Genomic DNA, 17,000 nt, shown 5'->3' on the forward strand with positions numbered 1-17,000 from the left:
ATTAAATGGATATAGGATTGAAAATAACTTTTTTAGGTACGGGAACATCACAGGGAATCCCTGTAATTGGGAGTAAACACCCTGTCTGTCTAAGCAATAATTCCAAGGATAAACGGCTACGGGTATCGGTTATGGTTTCTTGGGATTCCTTTAATTATATAATAGATTGCGGCCCCGATTTTAGACAGCAAATGCTTACCAATAATGTGGTAAAAATTGATGGGATTTTATTTACCCATGAACATTCCGACCATACTGCGGGAATAGACGATATCAGGCCATTTTTTTTCAGGCAGGGCGATATTCCCATTTATGCCCATGAACGGGTCGTTACCTCGATCAAGGAGCGGTTCCATTATATATTTGCCGATGAAAATCGATATCCGGGAGCCCCTGCCGTAGAGATCAATACGATTAAGAACAATAAGCCTTTTAGGATCGGAAACCTAATGGCCATACCCATAGAGGCCCAGCACAATAGATTGCAGGTTTTTGGGTTTAGAATACGGGACTTTGTGTACCTAACCGATGTGAAAAGTATGGAAAGGGAAGAAATGGAAAAAATTAAGGGAGTAAACACTTTGGTGGTCAATGCCTTGCGATTGGAGCCCCACCATTCCCATTTCAATTTGGAGGAAGCTTTGGCGTTCATTGATGTCGTAAAGCCTAAAATAGCCTATTTGACCCATATAAGCCATTTATTGGGCTTTCATGATGAGGTTGAGCAACAGCTTCCGGAAAATGTTCATTTGGCCTATGACAATCTGGTAATAGAGGTTTAAACAAACCTACTGGACATGGTTCATAAAAAATATTTCATCTGAAAATAAATATTATTAATCCAATAAAATAGAAAATAAAGGAATGAAACATAAGATTTACTTGTATTTGTTCATATTCGTTGCCCTAATAGCACTCTATCAATTTGTAAGTACCAATAATATGGTAAAGGCAAAAAATACCAAAATAGAAGCCCAAGAGGAGATGCTCTCACAGTTGGAGGATTCCATTCAGAAGCTACATATCAAGGTTTTGGACAACCAATATTTTTCTTTGGAAAACAATGATGACGCCTTGGCCTATTACGATCATTTAAATTTAAAGGATCCCAGTCTCTATATATCGGACAAGTTATTGGAGACCAATGAGAGTAAGGGCGATAATCCGTTGATCCCATATGAGGGTATGGAAAACGATTTTAAAATTAACAAGATCAAAATTTTAAACCATAAATGGATTTTGGCCGATTTCTCCGATGGGAAATATTGGGGAGAAATATTGATCAAATATGAACTTAAGGACGATCTGGGGGTGGACTTTTCTTTGATGGACCATTTGTTGTACACCCGCAGCAATTAAATTTTATCCTGTAGCCATGATTTGAAGGAGTAGAAATTCTGAGGGGCCACCCCATGGCCAACAGGGAATTCTTCATATACATGGTCTATCTTTAGATTCTTCAAAAATTTAGGGGCTTGCTGCGCCCAGGCAACCGGAATTACTTGGTCTACACTACCGTGGGAGACGTAGACCCTTAAATCCTTGAAGTCATTTTCCTTATACCCCTTCAAAAGTAGGTTTTCATTGATATAACCACTTAGGGCAATTACATTTTTCACCAATTCGGGGTAGGAAAGGGCTACTGCATAACTCAGGATGGTGCCCTGGCTAAACCCTAGCAAGGTCACATTTTTTTCGTCCAGCCCATAGGTTTTGCAAGCTTCCTCTATAAATGTTTTAATTTTATCCCTGGAGAGAACCGCTTCTTCCTCATTGTTCCATTTGCCTTTTTCAGCTTCAAAGTTAATGGCGTACCAAGCATTGCCATAGGGTTGCATAGGGTAAGGGGCCCTAACGGATATGATACAAAGTTCTTTAGGGAGTTCGGAGGCAAAGGAAAACAAATCTTCCTCATTACTTCCATAGCCGTGGAACATGAAAAGTACAGGAGGTTTGCCTTCAGTAATATTTGAAGGTCTAATAAGATGTTCCAATGAAAGGGGAGCTGTAGTCATTCTAAGATATAAAAGTGAACCATTTCTGAAAATAGGGACCAAGTACAGGTACCTCCTGTTTCTTGTTGTTCAAAGCTCCAAGAAAGCCATAGAACCATAGTACTATATAAAAGACATAGAGGCCGTACCAAGCATATTCGTTGTACCAATTACTTAAAAAAATTGCAAAGCCAAGAAAAACAAGATGTAAACCAAATGCCTGGCGGGTATGAAACCGTGCAAATGCGTTCTTTGGATCCGAATTCATCGAAATGGCAATCAATGCTCCAACCATTGTGAGGTATGCCACAATTGCCGTTGTCTTTCCTTCCTTAATAACATTATCCATAGAGGCAAAGTTAGTGAAGTTAAAAATTTGAACAAAAAAAGAGGCCCCTATAAGACCTCCTTAAATTTATTGATCTTTCCTATTATTCTCCAATAGATCCGATAATAGGTAATTTTTCCAACTTTCCGTTGTAGGCATTAATGGCGCCCAATACGGCCAAAACCCACGGGGCCCACTGCAATATTCTAAGGAAACCCATCCCCATTGTAACAGCTATAAGTCCAAGGACAATGGAGAGGGCAATGGCCAATATCCATACCCGTAATGATTGGCCAATATGGAATTTGACAAATTCGTTCTTTTTATCACTGTTTACTAAAAAGGCAATGAGCAGGCCAATAACCGTAAAATAACTGATCATAGCCATAGTTTTTCCTTCATCTATTGTATTCTGGTCCATCTTTAAGATTTTAATTTCTATAAATTTAGTTAATTATTTGGTTGTTTGTCACAACTCCGTAGACCTTTCCTCTAAGTTTACTTCCCAAAAAGCAGCTATTCTTGGAATTGGATAAAATGTGCTGCTCTTCAAAGGTGTATTCCTGATCAGGATCAAACAAAGTTAGCACTGCGTTTTCACCAATTGTTAAGCGTGGTGCTTCAATGCCATATCTTTCGCGACCTTTGGTCAAGAGGGAAATGGTGGTGTCCAGATCAAAAATTCCATTCAACATTCCAAAAGCGCTTTCCAGACCTATGGTACCGTAAGAGGCATTATCGAATTCCACTCGTTTGTGTTCAATATCCATAGGCCTGTGGTCTGTAGTAACAAAATCGATGGTTCCATCCTTTAATCCCTTAATCAGGGCTTTGCGATCTGATTGGGTTCTAAGCGGCGGCATCAATTTATAGTGGGAGTCGAACTCGGTCAAAGTCCCGTCGGTGAAGCAGAGGTTGTGTATGGCCACACTGCAGCTCACATCCAGTCCCTTTTTCTTGGCCTCTGCAATGAGTTTTACGGAATTGGCGGTTGAAATAGTAGGGATGTGTAGTTTTCCTCCCGTATATTCCAATATGAACAGATCCCTCACAATATTAAGCTCCTCGGCTAAATTGGGAATTCCTTTTAACCCTAGTTTGGTAGATACTTCCCCTTCGTTTACAACTCCTTTTCCGGCAATCTGCATATCCATAGGAAAGGAATGTACGAGTCCATTAAAATTATGGGCATATTGCAGGGCAATTTTCAAGAGATTTGAGTTCCTTATAGGTAATTTGTAATCATAAAATCCTACGGCGCCGGCAGTTTTCATATCATATAGTTCGGCCAAACTTTCTCCGTCAGATTTAACGGTCAATGTTCCCAAAGCATGAAGTGAAGTAGCTGCATTTTTCGAGGCATTTTTTAAAAATACAATATCGGAGCTACTGTCGGGCAAGGGATTGGTATTGGGGTTTAGGACAATGTTGGTAAAACCACTCCTTGCGGCTGTGTAAAGGCCATTTTCAACGGTCTCCCGTTCTTCGTAGCCCGGTTCTCCAAAACTTACACTCGAATCGAACCACCCAAGGGAAACATGAAGATTCTTCAACTGGACGACCTTTGTTTTTTCTTGAATATCCAAATTGGCGGCAATAGCTTCAATTACCCCATTTTTTATAAATATATCGCGCTTTTTTAAATGAAGTTCCTTGTTGGAGGGAGAAACTATTTTGGCAGATTTTAAAAGTATGTTCATTTGAGAAATTTTTGGATAAGAACCTCAATAAATATAAATGCTAATGCTAAAATAACAAACCATTTCCAAAGCTCGTTGATGCTATTGTCTTTTTCTAAATTTTGGAACAAGCTGGCAACATTATCATTTCTACTGCCTGCATCAAGCTCATTTAAGTCCATATAGTGCAGTTGGCTTTCCGCTCTGGGAAAGTTGAAACTTATGTTTTTAATGGCCTTTCCTTCGTCTGTTATATGGTAGATTCCTGCAAACCCTGGATAGTCGTCAAAAGTCAGGGTAGTTTTGTTGGCAAAAGACTGTTGATAGGGAATAAATTCGAAATCTTTTTGGGATACTTTCAAAATCCGATCTTTTGTTAGGTTAACTGGAATGTCAACAGTGGTTTTGTTACCTATCATTTCATAGATTTTGGGAATCTTTAGACTTGCCATACCCATGTTGTAGAGGGTCGGGACAATTAAGGGGGAATTTAAAAAATTCGAATTTTCCTTGGCTATGGACGCTGTAAATAAATAAGTGCCGTTATCGCCTACTAAAAATGGATCGCCACTTTGATAAGAAAGGATTTTTGGCAGAGCCGATTTTATACCATAGAAGGAATTGACGGAGGGATATTGGAAATTGGTTACTTCCTTTTCGAACACATTCCTGTACAGGGGATGGGCAAAGGCAATCTGACTAATTTTTCGATCTTCCTTAACCGAAGAAATTATCACAGTATTTAAAAGCCCGGTTAAAAAGGAATTGTAGTTTTCCAGATTGGCTTGGCCACTTGGAACAACCACGAAACTGCCTCCGGTATTTTTAAAGGCTTGCAAAGCGTTTTGCAAGGCTGTGGGGACCGAGTTAAGTTCATTGAGTATAATCAGATTTTGCGATTCCAACAGGCTGTAATCCAATGACTTTAAACTTAGATTGGAATACTGGAATACCTCCTCATCAAATATACGCCTCAAGTAATCATTATCGGCGTCCCCTATGGATAATACCTTGATTTTATCAGGCTTGGCCAAATTGAAGTAAAGTTGGTTGTCATAATTGAGACCTGCATCTGAGATTGAAATTTTGCCATTTATAATCTCGTTTGCCGGAACGGTGAAAATAACCTCGCCTTTTTTATTTTTATTGAATGTAACCGAGGTTTTTGCAATCAATTGATCTCCATTATATAGGGAAATCGGAGTGTTGTCCACTTCCGTGTTGGTAGTGAGTATGCTTTTTAAATCCAAATTCTCCGAGGATCTAGCGTTTACAAATACAGTGTCGATGGAAATATTACCAAGGTTTTTCGGAGTCGATTTTATGAAATGTCTATGTATGTCGGGGAGCGAGTCTAAAATGGTAGAATTAATACTTTTTTGAAAATCGGAAATCAAGACTAGATCTTTACGCGTCCCTTCTGTCTTGGAGAACAAAGTCTTGGCCTTTAAATAAATTTCTTTCAACTGTAATTGATTGTTGGAATAGGGTAGGGCAAGCAAATCGTTTTTAATATCCCCTATACGGACTTCCCTATATATCTTATCATTGGAGAAAAGGGTGAAAACATTTTCTTTGGGAACAAATTTTAATATTTCCTGTACCATGTTTTCCAGTAAGGTACCGGTTCCCATCTTAGCCTGCATACTTAGGGAATTATCGAGGTAAATAACTATTTCATTGCTTTTAAGCGCCGATTTACCAGGAATAAAGGGTTGGGCAAACGCAACAATAAGTGACGTTAGGAGCAATAGCCGGGTAAACAACAGTAGCCACTTCTTTATGGAGTTGCTCTTTCTGGACTCCGCTACTACCTTTTTTAAGATCCTTACATTGGTAAATGGGGTCTTTTTGAATCTACGGAGTTGGAAAAGGTGAATAAAAATAGGAATGAGGAGAAGTAAAAGGGCCCAAAGGAGTTCCGGATGTTTAAACAGCATTCCTAAATTTAATTTTTCAAATATAAGAAAAGAATTTCGAGCCGGTCTTAAATTTATTGCACATCTATGAACTAAATAAGTTACTGGGAAAAGTGAAAATATTCCTTAAAATAGTGCCTCAATTGCAGTTTAGCAAAAAAAGAAATAATCTTGAACCCTATTTTTTCCCTGATCCTGCAAATAGTCCTTTATAAATTCCTGAGCTTCTTTGTTGGCAACCGTAATTATGACCTGGGCTTTTTGGAGTTTACTTAATTCCAGATAATGATTCATCCTCTTATCATATATATCCAATCCAATTTTATTGGAGTTGTTGCATACCCATATAAATGCTATGTTTTTTTTTAGAAGATTTTTGGCCAAGGCTTTTCCTTTATTGCCTGCACCCCACAGCACTAAGGGGCTTTCATTATCTCGGTCCAGCTTTAGGAAATAGTGTAGTTTTATGTCCAAGAAATAATTCTGGGCATAGTGTTCACTAGTTCTGGAAGTTCTATGGCCATAATCTCGCCAATAATGAAGGAGTTCATTGGTTGGGATACATTTTAGATCCTGTTCATAAAACCGGAAGGCCAGGTCGTAATCTTCCGGATACCGATTTGAAGTAAATGACCCAGCCCTCTCCAGATCTGTCCTATGTACCATCCAACAGGGGGAAGGTATTACACATTCCTTATATATTTCCGAATAGTTCAGCCCTTTTTCCGTTAAGTGGTTCAACCATTTTTCATAACTTTTATAACCATCTCCAACTCCTTCCTTGGAAAAGTATTTCACCTTTCCCAAGGCTATATGTCCTTGTCCTAGCTTTTCAAGGGAACGGACCATATTTTCCAATTTATTCGGCGACATAATGTCATCGGAATCCATTCTGGTTATATAAGTGCCCTGGGCATGGGAATAGGCAGTTCTTAGGGCTTCTATAATTCCCTTACCCTCATTTTTCAATACGTTGATCCTGGTTTCTTTTTGCGCATACGAATGCATGACATCCAAACTGTTGTCTGTAGAATGGTCATTAACAGCTAGGATTTCCCAGTTGTCATAAGTTTGGTTGATGATGGATTGTATGCAGTCCGGTAGGAATTCTGCGGTATTCTTAAATGGAATAAGGATACTGATAGTTCTCTTCTTCATCCTTCAAAATTAGAAATATATCTCCCAAATAGGGCATTTTAATGGGTGACATTGTTCACCATATTGAATGTATATCCCTTTTGGCGAATAATTTTATATACCAAAATTTAATTTGGTTTCTGCCCTCCGATTCCTTTATATGTTGGTTGGACAATGGGTGGTTGCCCTTTAATTTCGGTCTTGGTTTGTAGGTATGATTAAATTCTACCCGATGTATTAGCGTGTTAATCCCGTTTGGACCCAACTCTTTGTCAACAAACCGTGCCCATTCGGCAACACCATTGTGATTGGATGCGGCTATACCCAGCCCCTTTACCTCAAAAATATCTTGTGCGTGACCCCAAAACCACTTACAGAAAGGATTATGAAGAGTAGCTTCCCCATTGTTGAATACAACTTAGGTGAAAAATACTACAGTACACTAATTATTTAGGAGGTATAGGGCGCATAGTCCATGGCTATTGCAACGCCTTCTTGATTGCTGCTTCCACCATTGATTCCATTACGGCATAACCCGCTGCAGTAGGATGTACCCCATCTTCTGCATATTTTTTGGGAAGCCCGTTTCTGCTATCGGCCATGGCAGTAAAATAGTCCAGATAGATATGGCCATTTGCTTCGGTATATTCCTTTAACAGGGAGTTTAATGCAGGGATTTTTTCATTGGGTTTTAATCCTGGTCTCCAAGGGTAATCGAAAGCTGGGAGGACGGAGGAGACAATAACTTTAATTCCATTGGATCGGGCCAGTTCGGCCATCGATTTAATATTGTCCACAATCATTTTCAGGCTAGAAGGTCCTGTATTTCCTGCTATGTCGTTGGTACCGGCCAAAATCACGACAACTTTAGGCTTTAAATCGATTACATCCTGTCTAAAGCGTAGGAGCATTTGGGGGGTTGTCTGTCCGCTAATACCTCTATTGATATAGGGTTTGCCCTTAAAGAAATCCGGTCTGGTCTTTATCCATCCAATGGTAATGGAATTGCCCATAAATACTACGCGATTTTCTTCAGCAGTGGCTTGGCCTATTGCTTTATTGTCTTTGGAGAAATGTTCCAGATTGGGCCAATCCTGGGAAAAACTACTATTAACGGTAACTATGGTCAGTACCAAAAGGGCAATGGATAATTTTAGGGTTTTCATATGGATAAAAGTTATTAATAAAAAGATTAATAATTGGATTAGAGTTGATTTTTTACTGATTTTCTTTCCTTTGATAGCAATCGAGCTTTTCTCAAATTTATTTTTTGTTGGATATCTATTGGATAATTGGAATTGTCTTCCGCTTCAAAGATTCTAATATTTTGGAAATCATCTGGTTTTATTAAGTCATCTTGCCTGCAATTTAGTATGGTGGCCGCTGTTTGGACCCCGGAGTAACTAGAGCCTGCCACTCCGTGGGATTGAATACTTGCTCCGCACATATACAAATTTTTAATTTCACTCTTGGCTTTAAAAGCAAAGGGACCTATCTGTCCAAAACTTTTTTCTGTACCGTATACACTGCCCCTGGTTGCATTTAAATAGTGCTTATTGGTGACTGGGGTTCCCAGTTCCTTATGAACAATATGCTCTTTAATGCCGGGTAGGGCACTTTCTAGGGTATTTATCATTTTGGAGGTCAGGATTTCCTTAAATTCCAAATATTCTTTGGATCGTTGTTTGTGCTCATTGTTGAATTTTGAGAAAGCATCTGGATTGATATAGGTAATGACTTCGAGGGAATGGTGTTTTCCATCGAAACTTGTAGGGTCTTTTAGGGTAGTGCAGCTAATGAACAAACCTGGAAATACGTTTCCACCACTGATATCCACTGCGGTCATCTCTTCGTAAATTAAGTCCATATCCCTGTTGTCCATCAACCATATATTGCCTGAATCCATTCCTAATTTGCGAACATCCATATCCACGGTAAGAAAAAGCATTAACGAGCTACAGGAATACTTTGTTTTCTTTAGTTTTTTAAGAAGTTTTTTACTTAGGTTTTGTTCTTTTACCAATTTTAAATAGGTAATTCCAGGATCAGCATTGGAAATAATTCTGGATGCATATAGTTTCTCCCCATTTTCCAATTCCACCCCTATGGCTTTCCTCTTTTTATCCCCTTCCAAAATAATGCTTTTTACCGCTGTTCCAGTACGTATGGTACCACCATTTTTTTGAAGCGTCTTGGTCATGGCCTTTACTATGGCGGCTCCGCCACCCATAGGGTAGTATCCCCCGTTAAAATAATGGTCCATAACAGCGCAGTGCAAGGGAAAGCTTGCCCGCGAAGGAGCCAATCCGTGGTCTCCCCATTGTATATTGAGAACTTTTTGCAGTAGGGGGTCTTTAATATGCCAGTTGATAACACGCTTCAGGCTGAAAAGTGCATATTTGCCCATGTGCTTGGTTCTAAAAGGGATGGTAATATTATCCCAAAAGCCACTGATCTTGGGAATCAGTTGTATTTGTCGGGAAACATTCCTGACCAACTTCAAATAATGATCGATGCGTTTTTTTTCCTTAGGGAACCTTAGCCCTAGTGTAGTACTCAATTCATTTATATTGCCTGGCAGATCAATTCTTTCCTCTCCAATAAAGCAGTGTTCATATCCCTTGGGATTCATTCTAAAAAAAACCAGGTCATTGGCAATCCCCAACCCTTCATATAGGATCCTTGTTGACTCTCCTTCCCCTAGCAGGCCAATATAATGTACTCCTGGAGAAAAACGGTGGCCGTTTAAATAGAAGCTATGGCACCAACCGCCGGGGACATCGTGCTGTTCCAAGACCATCACCCGTTGACCCGCTTTGGACAGACAAATGGCGGCAGACAGTCCGCCGGCACCAGAACCGATGATTATAGTATCTATATCCTTGTAATTTTTGTCTTTGGAGTCCATTTTATACGTGTTGAATATACCAAGATATTGGTAACGACCAATTTTATTTTATTTCCTCCTTCACTTTTTGAAAGTATTGTTGGTCCTCCAAGTTTAATTCCAAATCGGCCATAACCCTGTATTTGGTAGGTCTTAGCTTAAAAAGATATAGAAGTAAAAGTAAGGAGATGACCAGATAAAAAATATGGTTGTATGCCCCAAAAGCTATAGTGCCCATTATTACTGCGGCCACTACAAACGCATATCTTAGCCCGCATGCCTGTAGATAAAGCATCAATTTTTCATTTAGTGACTTGTTTTTGGATATGTTGGCCAGTTGTGTATTATAGAACAGATTGCTTCCAAAATAACTGACCATGGACACCATGGGCACTATGTAAATAAAAATACGTTTGTCGGTACTAAATTCCAGAAAAATACTATCGGACTTGATAAAGACGACACTAGCAAAAAACAATGTGCCAAAAGTCAAAAGGGCATGTAAGATGGAAAGTATAACAATAAAGCTATGGGGAGATAGGTTTTTGACTTTGTAATTGTTCATATGGCATTCTAAAGTACAGTGAGTGGTGCTTGGCAATGCCATAACTAATTGAAACTTGTGTTAACCGCCCATTTGTTTTTAAAGGTATAAGCCTTTCCGTATATATGCAAGGAAGATAAGCCAAAAATAATGGGATGCCTATAAACCCTGTCCGGAATAATCCTGGGAATAGGCCCTTTTATAAACAATTTCAGTGGAAATTCAATTGGCGATTATTTTTGTTTATTTTTACCTAATTGGATTAAAAGAGGTAAATGTTAATTTCAATTTCTAAATCAATAAGACGTGGACCATAGGGATTTTCAAATACTTCTTGCAGACGATGATGAAGACGATTGCATGTTTTTTAAGGAAGCTTTGGACGAGCTAGCTTTGTGCGCAACTTTGAAAACGGTTAACAATGGGGTAGCGCTAATGGATTTTCTTGAAAATAATTTGAGCAATCTGCCACAAGTATTATTTCTAGATTTGAATATGCCCATGAAATCGGGAGCGGAGTGTTTAACCGAAATAAAACGAAGTGCAAAATTTAGACATTTGCCTGTAATAATTTATTCCACTTCTTCCAATATTGATGTCATGGACCAATTGTATGCCAAGGGAGCACAATACTATATTCGCAAACCAGCGGATTTTTCTGATCTTAAATCAGTAATCAACAGGACAATTGAATTGATCCAACAAACAAAGGATATGCAATCTTCCAGAGAAGAATTTGTGATACAAGCGTCAAGTAAATGAAACTGAATTCAACCTATAAAGCAAATGATCTCAAGTTCCTTGAGAATGGGGGCCAAATGGGAGATCTTATCAGGGAAATGGACTGGGGCAATACGAGCCTGGGACATATAGGCAATTGGCCTGTTAGTTTACGTACTACCTTAGCCATTATTTTGCATTCATCCTATCCTATGTTTCTCTTTTGGGGCGATGACCTTATCTGCTTTTATAATGATGCGTACAGGCCAAGTTTAGGAAATGAAGGAAAGCATCCGGCTATTGGAAAAAAGGGCAAGGAAGTTTGGCCGGAGATTTGGGAGTTCATTGGCCCCTTGATCCATAAAGTAGTCACTACCGCTAAACCTATTTCCTTTAGTGACCAATTGGTGCCATTTTATCGAAATGGAAGCATGGAGGAGATATATTGGACTTTCTGCTATAGTGCCGCATTTGATGATTTTGGCAATGTAAGTGGTGTGGTCGTTACCTGCACAGAGACTACCGAAACCGTAATTGCGAAAAAAGAATTGGAAGAAAGTGAACAAAGGCTTCGCACCATGATAGCCCAAGCACCTGTATCGATAGCTATATTCCAAGGCAAGGATCATCTAACTGAATTGGCCAATTCCCTTGCCTTGGAAATGTGGGGAAGAAAAGAAAGCGAAGTATTGGGACAACCAATTTTGGAAGTAATGCCAGAATTAAAGTCGCAAGGTATTAAAGAGTTGTTGGACGGGGTTTATAGTACAGGCAAATCTTTTTCTACCTTGGAATTTCCTGTGCAAATCATGAGGAAAGGGAAATTGCATATGGCATATCTAAATTTTGGTTACGAACCACTTTTGGATACTACAGGGAAAATAGAAGGAATAATGGCTTTGGGCATTGAAGTTACAGACCAAGTAATTGCCCGCAAGAGATTAGAGGAAAGTGAAAAAAAATTCCGACTACTGGCGGACTCACTTCCCCAATTCGTATGGACTGCAGATCCAGATGGCAATTTGAATTACTTTAACCAATCAGTTTTTGAGTTTTCCGGATTGTCACAGGATCAATTGATCAATAGGGGATGGTTGCAGATGGTGCATCCGGATGACAGGATAAAGAATTTTAAGACCTGGGAGGATTCTATCGCAACAGGAAAGGATTTTTTATTGGAGCATCGCTTTCGAAGACATGATGGTGAATATCGATGGCAGTTGAGCCGTGCAAAACCACAGCGCAATGATGGCGGAATAATACAAATGTGGGTGGGGAGTAGTACCGATATACAGGAACAGAAAATTTTCCTTGACGAATTGGAAAAAAAGGTTCAGGAGCGTACAGCAGAGCTGGTAGAATTAAACGAGTCGCTCAAGAAAAGTGAACAGCGCTATCACCTCATGGTGGAAGAGGTACAGGACTACGCCATTCTTTACTTGAACCCGGAAGGAATTGTGGAGAACTGGAATACGGGAGCAGAAAAAATTAAGGGGTATAAGGCCGAAGAGATTATAGGTAAGGATTTTTCCAATTTTTACACAGAGGAAGATAAAAAAAGCGGACTTCCCAAAAGGTTGTTGGGAATGGCTGCCAGAAACGGCAAGGCAGTACAGGAAGGATGGCGCGTAAGGAAGGATAAAAAATTATTCTGGGCCAGTGTGGTAATTACTGCAGTACATAATGAATTCAATGAATTAATAGGATATTCCAAAGTAACCCATGACCTTACCGTTAAGAAAGAATCGGATGACGCGCTTAAGGAAAAGCGAGCCGAGCTGGAGGAAAAGAACATTGAACTACAGAAAATGAACAAGGAACTCCAATCCTTTGCGTATATATCGAGCCATGACTTACAAGAGCCTTTAAGGAAAATACAGACCTTTGCTTCCAGAATCATCGAAAAGGATAAGGATACCCTTTCCGAAAATGGAAAATATCTATTTAAAAGGATGCAGTTGTCCGCAGAGCGGATGCAATCGCTTATCGAAGATTTGTTGGCCTATTCCCGCACCCACAATTTGGAAGGCGATTTTGAAAAGACCAATCTGAATCTTATTATTGAGGAAGTGAAACAAGAACTTAGTGAGGAACTCTTACAAAAAAATGCCGTAATTGACACGGATAAGACCTGTGAGGTGAAAATAATTCCATTTCAATTTAAGCAACTCTTTTATAATCTTATAAGTAATTCCTTAAAGTTTTCAAGTCCAGGGAAGGCTGTAAGGATAACAATAAAAAATGAGTTCGTTAATGGCCAAGTACTGGATGGTGAAAATATTCGGAAGGACAAAAACTACTGCCACATTATATTTACCGATAATGGGATAGGTTTTGATCAGGAATACAGCGAAAAGATTTTTGAATTGTTCCAGCGTCTCCACGGACGTACAGAATATCCTGGGACCGGTATTGGTCTAGCTATAATAAAGCGAATTGTAGAAAATCACAATGGAATAATTACGGCCAAAAGCCAAGTGGGCAAGGGTGCCACTTTTGATATATATCTACCTGCCGAGTAATAGGGCTTTACAATATTAAAATGGAAATTTTCCAACACTATTTTTGCATGCATATACTTAAAATTAAGGCTAGTTGATCTTTTGTGTTAAACTAGCATGGTAAATTGAAAGACGTCATCAAGCCTGGTGTTTTCATTTTTTAGGGGTCTGATAGATTTATATAATAAGGTCTTCAGTTGATTGAATGAATTGGGTTTCTTTAAATATTGATTGGCACCGGCTTCCTTCAATTGGTCTACCTCGTTTTGGTTATAGGATGTAGAATAAATGATTACTTTTATTTTTGAATATTCGGGGATGTTCCGGATATCCGCCAGACATTCAAATCCATCCATAAGCGGCATCCGAAGGTCTAAAAAAATGATATTGGGCAAGGGACTTTCGGAATACAGTTCTGCCATCAAATCCACACCGTTTTCAAACTGTTTTATCGAAGTTTTAATAGGTAATTCTGCCAAAGCGTCCAAGAAAATTTCGCGATCATCTTGATCATCATCTGCCAAAAAAATACGTATTGGATTCATAACTTCAATTTTAATTGATTGTTTACCGATCAAGGAATATTTTTTAAAGTGCTGTCATAACCTTGATCCTGATTTTTCTAATAAATACTAAAACCACTTAAATTTAGATGAATTTATAAAGAAAGAAGTGGCCTATTGATTGGAAAATTAACCCAATAAAACTTTGGATACATCTATCGGGAAAAAGTGTATGGAGAATGGACCCATAAATTTTCCACATTCTTTATAGTTATAACCGGTACTATCATTCTTTCTGGATAAGACTACCAATCCACTACAAAATAGAAGTTTCAAAAAAAAAGCATCCTTTCTGCCCAATGTAGGCGATGAGACAAAAATGTTCTCCTGAGTGCCTTACGCACTCCCTATTTCTTGTTTATTGTTATTTTTTTTGGAACTGGACTTAATACCCAGGCCATAACGATTGGCATAGACCCATGTAAATTCTGCCCCAAAAAACAGAATTAAACAGGAATATGAAACCCATAGTAGCATTAGTACTACAGTGCCGGCCGCACCATAAGTAGAACCTGGATCTGCCTCTCCAAAATAAAGTCCCAATAAAAATTTGCCAAAAACAAAAAGTACAGCGGTAATAAGTGCCCCGATCCAAACGGTCTTCCACCGTATTTTTGTGTCGGGTAAAAATCTAAAAATTAGAGCAAAAAGAATTGTCACGATGCCTATTGAAACTAAAAAATCCAGGATAAAGGCTATATATAGTATAAAATCGGGCAGCACGCTTCGGATGTAACCGTTAAGAGCCGAAATTGCTGCAGTCACCAAAAAACTGACCAATAATAAAAAACCGATTACCAATATAAAGGCGAAACTTCTGGCCCTGTCAATGAGCATCTTCATAAAGTTTGAATCGGGGTCTGGTTTAATTTGCCAAATCTGATTCAGTGAAAGTTGTAAATGGTAAAAAACACCAGTGGCACCAAAAATTATGGTAGCAAAGCCTAAAATATTCGCAATGGTACTTTTGTTCCCGTTTTGGGTTTCCAACATCATGGTTTGTATGGATTCGGCAGCATCCCTGCCCAAGGCCTTGGAAATCTCATTTGTGAGTTCACCCTGCACAATCTCAATGCCCCATATGGAACCTACCAGATTAATGATAATGACCAACAGCCCTGGTAAGGAAAGTATGGCATAATAGGCCACTACGGCACTCAGCCGAAAAGGGTCATCTGCATTCCAAGCTTTAAAGGTATCTACTATTAAGGAGGGTAGATGTTGCAACTTGAATTTATCACTATTTGTCTCTTTGGCCATATATTATATCATGCTTTTTATATCGCTGGCCCAGGATGGGAAGGTGAAAATCATGCTTTTTAAGTCTTCCGTTGTCATTTGCTGGTTTATGGCCAGGGCGAATAAGTTGATCGTTTCCGCAGCGTGTGGTGATAAAAGGTGTGCCCCAACGACTTGTTTGGTTCGGTCGTTGATTATAATTTTATAGGCGTATGCCGACGTATTTATTCTTTTGGCGTTATACCATTCCGGAACAGATTTATAATTGATCGTTACCGACTTATATCTACTTTTGGCCTCTTCTTCCGATACGCCCACCGATGCCAAATTTGGCAAGGTGAAGACCGCCGATGGGATTACTGATGTTTTTATCTTTTTTGAATTGCCATAAAGTATATTTTCTGCTACAATGGCACCCTCCAAGCCCGATAAGGGGGTAAGGGGCAGACCATGGTCCGATACGTCACCGCAGGCGTATACATTTGGATTCTCAGTGTTTTGTAGGTATCCATTTACAAGTATGCCCTTATCGGAATAGGATACCTTGCCTTTTTCCAGGTCCAAGGAGTTTATGGCAGGAACCCTTCCGGCAGTATTGAATACGACACCTGTTTTGAGCGACTTTTTTTCTCCGTCCTGGGTATATTGGATGCGAAGATTTTTTTTCAGTTTCTCCAGCTGTAGTATTTCCCCATTATATATAATTTCTATCCCCAGGTCTTCGGAAACTTTCCTAAGATGGCGTACCATGTCCCTGTCAAAGATTTTTAGTATGTTTCCTCCATGCTCAATGATGGTTATTTTACTTCCTGCCCTTGCGGCCATATGGGCAAACTCCATGGCTATATAGCCTCCACCAATAAAGACCATAGACTTTGGCAGTTTCTCCAGCCGTAGAAAATCGTCACTGTTTTTAAGGAATTCCGCTCCTTTGAAGGTAAGGTTTCTTGGTATTTGTCCTGTTGCTATAACTATTTTATTGGCTTTTAGGATTTTTCCTTCGACGGATAAGGTCTGTTCTCCTAAAAATTTGGGTGATTGATGGTACATTTCAATTCCCAGCTTTTCCAATTCCTTTTCGGTGGATTTTGGAACTGGTTGGGTAAATTCGCGTTTAAATTTCTGCAGTGTCCTCCAATCCAATTTCGGCTTGGCGGAAATACCTTTTCCCATTAAGTTACGGGCCAGTTCATAGGTTTCGGAGGGGGCTAAAAGTATTTTTTTAGGAATACAGCCCCTGTTACCACAAGTACCGCCATATTCGCGATTATCGGCAATGGCAACTTTTAAACCACCCTTGGCACAGGTTAGTGCAACTTTTTGGCCGGCACTGCCACTACCTATTACAAAAACATCCATATTTTTCATAACCCTCAAGGTATTGGGTTCTATAGTAATAGGTTGATTTATTTGAGTAATAATTTAACCCAATAGGTATAGGGTTTTTAATTTGATAAAACTATCAAAATAGGGAAGAATGCCGGGGAAG

At 39.2% G+C, this 17,000-nt stretch carries 16 protein-coding genes; 4 read left to right on the top strand and 12 right to left on the bottom strand.

The window, feature by feature from the left end:
- The first annotated feature begins 5 nt into the window (after positions 1-5).
- Both QSE00_RS13165 and QSE00_RS13170 read left to right on the top strand, forming a co-directional pair.
- Positions 6-782: an MBL fold metallo-hydrolase gene (locus QSE00_RS13165; RefSeq protein ID WP_375334792.1), complete on the top strand. Its 777-nt coding sequence runs from the start codon at positions 6-8 to the stop codon at positions 780-782.
- Between the two features lie 82 nt (positions 783-864).
- Positions 865-1,359, top strand: coding sequence for a hydrolase (locus QSE00_RS13170; RefSeq protein WP_286106303.1), 495 nt, complete (start codon positions 865-867; stop codon positions 1,357-1,359).
- Here QSE00_RS13170 and QSE00_RS13175 read toward each other — a convergent pair.
- The 9 genes from QSE00_RS13175 to QSE00_RS13215 form a co-directional block, all read right to left on the bottom strand.
- Entirely contained in the window at positions 1,356-2,015 is a 660-nt protein-coding gene (locus tag QSE00_RS13175; protein WP_110357577.1) for an alpha/beta hydrolase, read from the bottom strand. The genes QSE00_RS13170 and QSE00_RS13175 overlap by 4 nt on opposite strands.
- A 1-nt stretch (position 2,016) precedes the next feature.
- On the bottom strand, positions 2,017-2,343 hold the full coding sequence (locus tag QSE00_RS13180) for a hypothetical protein (protein ID WP_286106304.1): 327 nt from the start codon (positions 2,341-2,343) through the stop codon (positions 2,017-2,019).
- Between the two features lie 82 nt (positions 2,344-2,425).
- Positions 2,426-2,743, bottom strand: coding sequence for a DUF4870 domain-containing protein (locus tag QSE00_RS13185; RefSeq protein ID WP_110357575.1), 318 nt, complete (start codon positions 2,741-2,743; stop codon positions 2,426-2,428).
- 25 nt (positions 2,744-2,768) lie between these two features.
- Positions 2,769-4,022 carry a dihydroorotase gene (locus tag QSE00_RS13190; RefSeq protein ID WP_286106305.1) on the bottom strand — a complete coding sequence of 418 codons (1,254 nt, stop codon included), beginning with the start codon at positions 4,020-4,022 and terminating at the stop codon, positions 2,769-2,771.
- Positions 4,019-5,941, bottom strand: coding sequence for a BatA domain-containing protein (locus QSE00_RS13195; RefSeq protein WP_286106306.1), 1,923 nt, complete (start codon positions 5,939-5,941; stop codon positions 4,019-4,021). The genes QSE00_RS13190 and QSE00_RS13195 overlap by 4 nt, the downstream gene beginning before the upstream one ends.
- A 129-nt stretch (positions 5,942-6,070) precedes the next feature.
- Complete coding sequence (locus QSE00_RS13200; protein ID WP_286106307.1) at positions 6,071-7,078, bottom strand: glycosyltransferase; 1,008 nt, start codon at positions 7,076-7,078, stop codon at positions 6,071-6,073.
- Positions 7,079-7,536: 458 nt separating this feature from the next.
- Positions 7,537-8,223, bottom strand: a complete 687-nt coding sequence (locus tag QSE00_RS13205) for an SGNH/GDSL hydrolase family protein (protein WP_110357571.1) — start codon at positions 8,221-8,223, stop codon at positions 7,537-7,539.
- A 38-nt stretch (positions 8,224-8,261) separates the two neighbouring features.
- On the bottom strand, positions 8,262-9,965 hold the full coding sequence (locus tag QSE00_RS13210) for a phytoene desaturase family protein (RefSeq protein WP_286106308.1): 1,704 nt from the start codon (positions 9,963-9,965) through the stop codon (positions 8,262-8,264).
- A gap of 43 nt (positions 9,966-10,008) precedes the next feature.
- Positions 10,009-10,509, bottom strand: coding sequence for a hypothetical protein (locus QSE00_RS13215; RefSeq protein ID WP_286106309.1), 501 nt, complete (start codon positions 10,507-10,509; stop codon positions 10,009-10,011).
- 285 nt (positions 10,510-10,794) lie between these two features.
- Between QSE00_RS13215 and QSE00_RS13220 the strand changes: the two genes are divergently transcribed.
- The gene (locus tag QSE00_RS13220) at positions 10,795-11,250 is read left to right on the top strand and encodes a response regulator (RefSeq protein ID WP_286106310.1); all 456 of its coding nucleotides are present in this window, start codon (positions 10,795-10,797) and stop codon (positions 11,248-11,250) included.
- Positions 11,247-13,730, top strand: a complete 2,484-nt coding sequence (locus tag QSE00_RS13225; protein WP_286106311.1) for a PAS domain-containing sensor histidine kinase — start codon at positions 11,247-11,249, stop codon at positions 13,728-13,730. The genes QSE00_RS13220 and QSE00_RS13225 overlap by 4 nt, the downstream gene beginning before the upstream one ends.
- Positions 13,731-13,816: 86 nt before the next feature.
- Here the strand turns inward: QSE00_RS13225 and QSE00_RS13230 are convergent, their stop codons facing one another.
- From QSE00_RS13230 to QSE00_RS13240, 3 genes are all read right to left on the bottom strand, one after another.
- On the bottom strand, positions 13,817-14,254 hold the full coding sequence (locus QSE00_RS13230) for a response regulator (protein WP_110357567.1): 438 nt from the start codon (positions 14,252-14,254) through the stop codon (positions 13,817-13,819).
- A gap of 354 nt (positions 14,255-14,608) precedes the next feature.
- A complete protein-coding gene (locus QSE00_RS13235; RefSeq protein WP_110357566.1) occupies positions 14,609-15,532 on the bottom strand; it encodes a YihY/virulence factor BrkB family protein in 924 nt (307 codons plus the stop codon).
- 3 nt (positions 15,533-15,535) lie between these two features.
- Complete coding sequence (locus QSE00_RS13240) at positions 15,536-16,879, bottom strand: dihydrolipoyl dehydrogenase family protein (RefSeq protein ID WP_286106312.1); 1,344 nt, start codon at positions 16,877-16,879, stop codon at positions 15,536-15,538.
- Between the last annotated feature and the right edge of the window lie 121 nt (positions 16,880-17,000).

The organism is Arenibacter flavimaris (assembly GCF_030291335.1).
GTDB lineage: Bacteria > Bacteroidota > Bacteroidia > Flavobacteriales > Flavobacteriaceae > Arenibacter.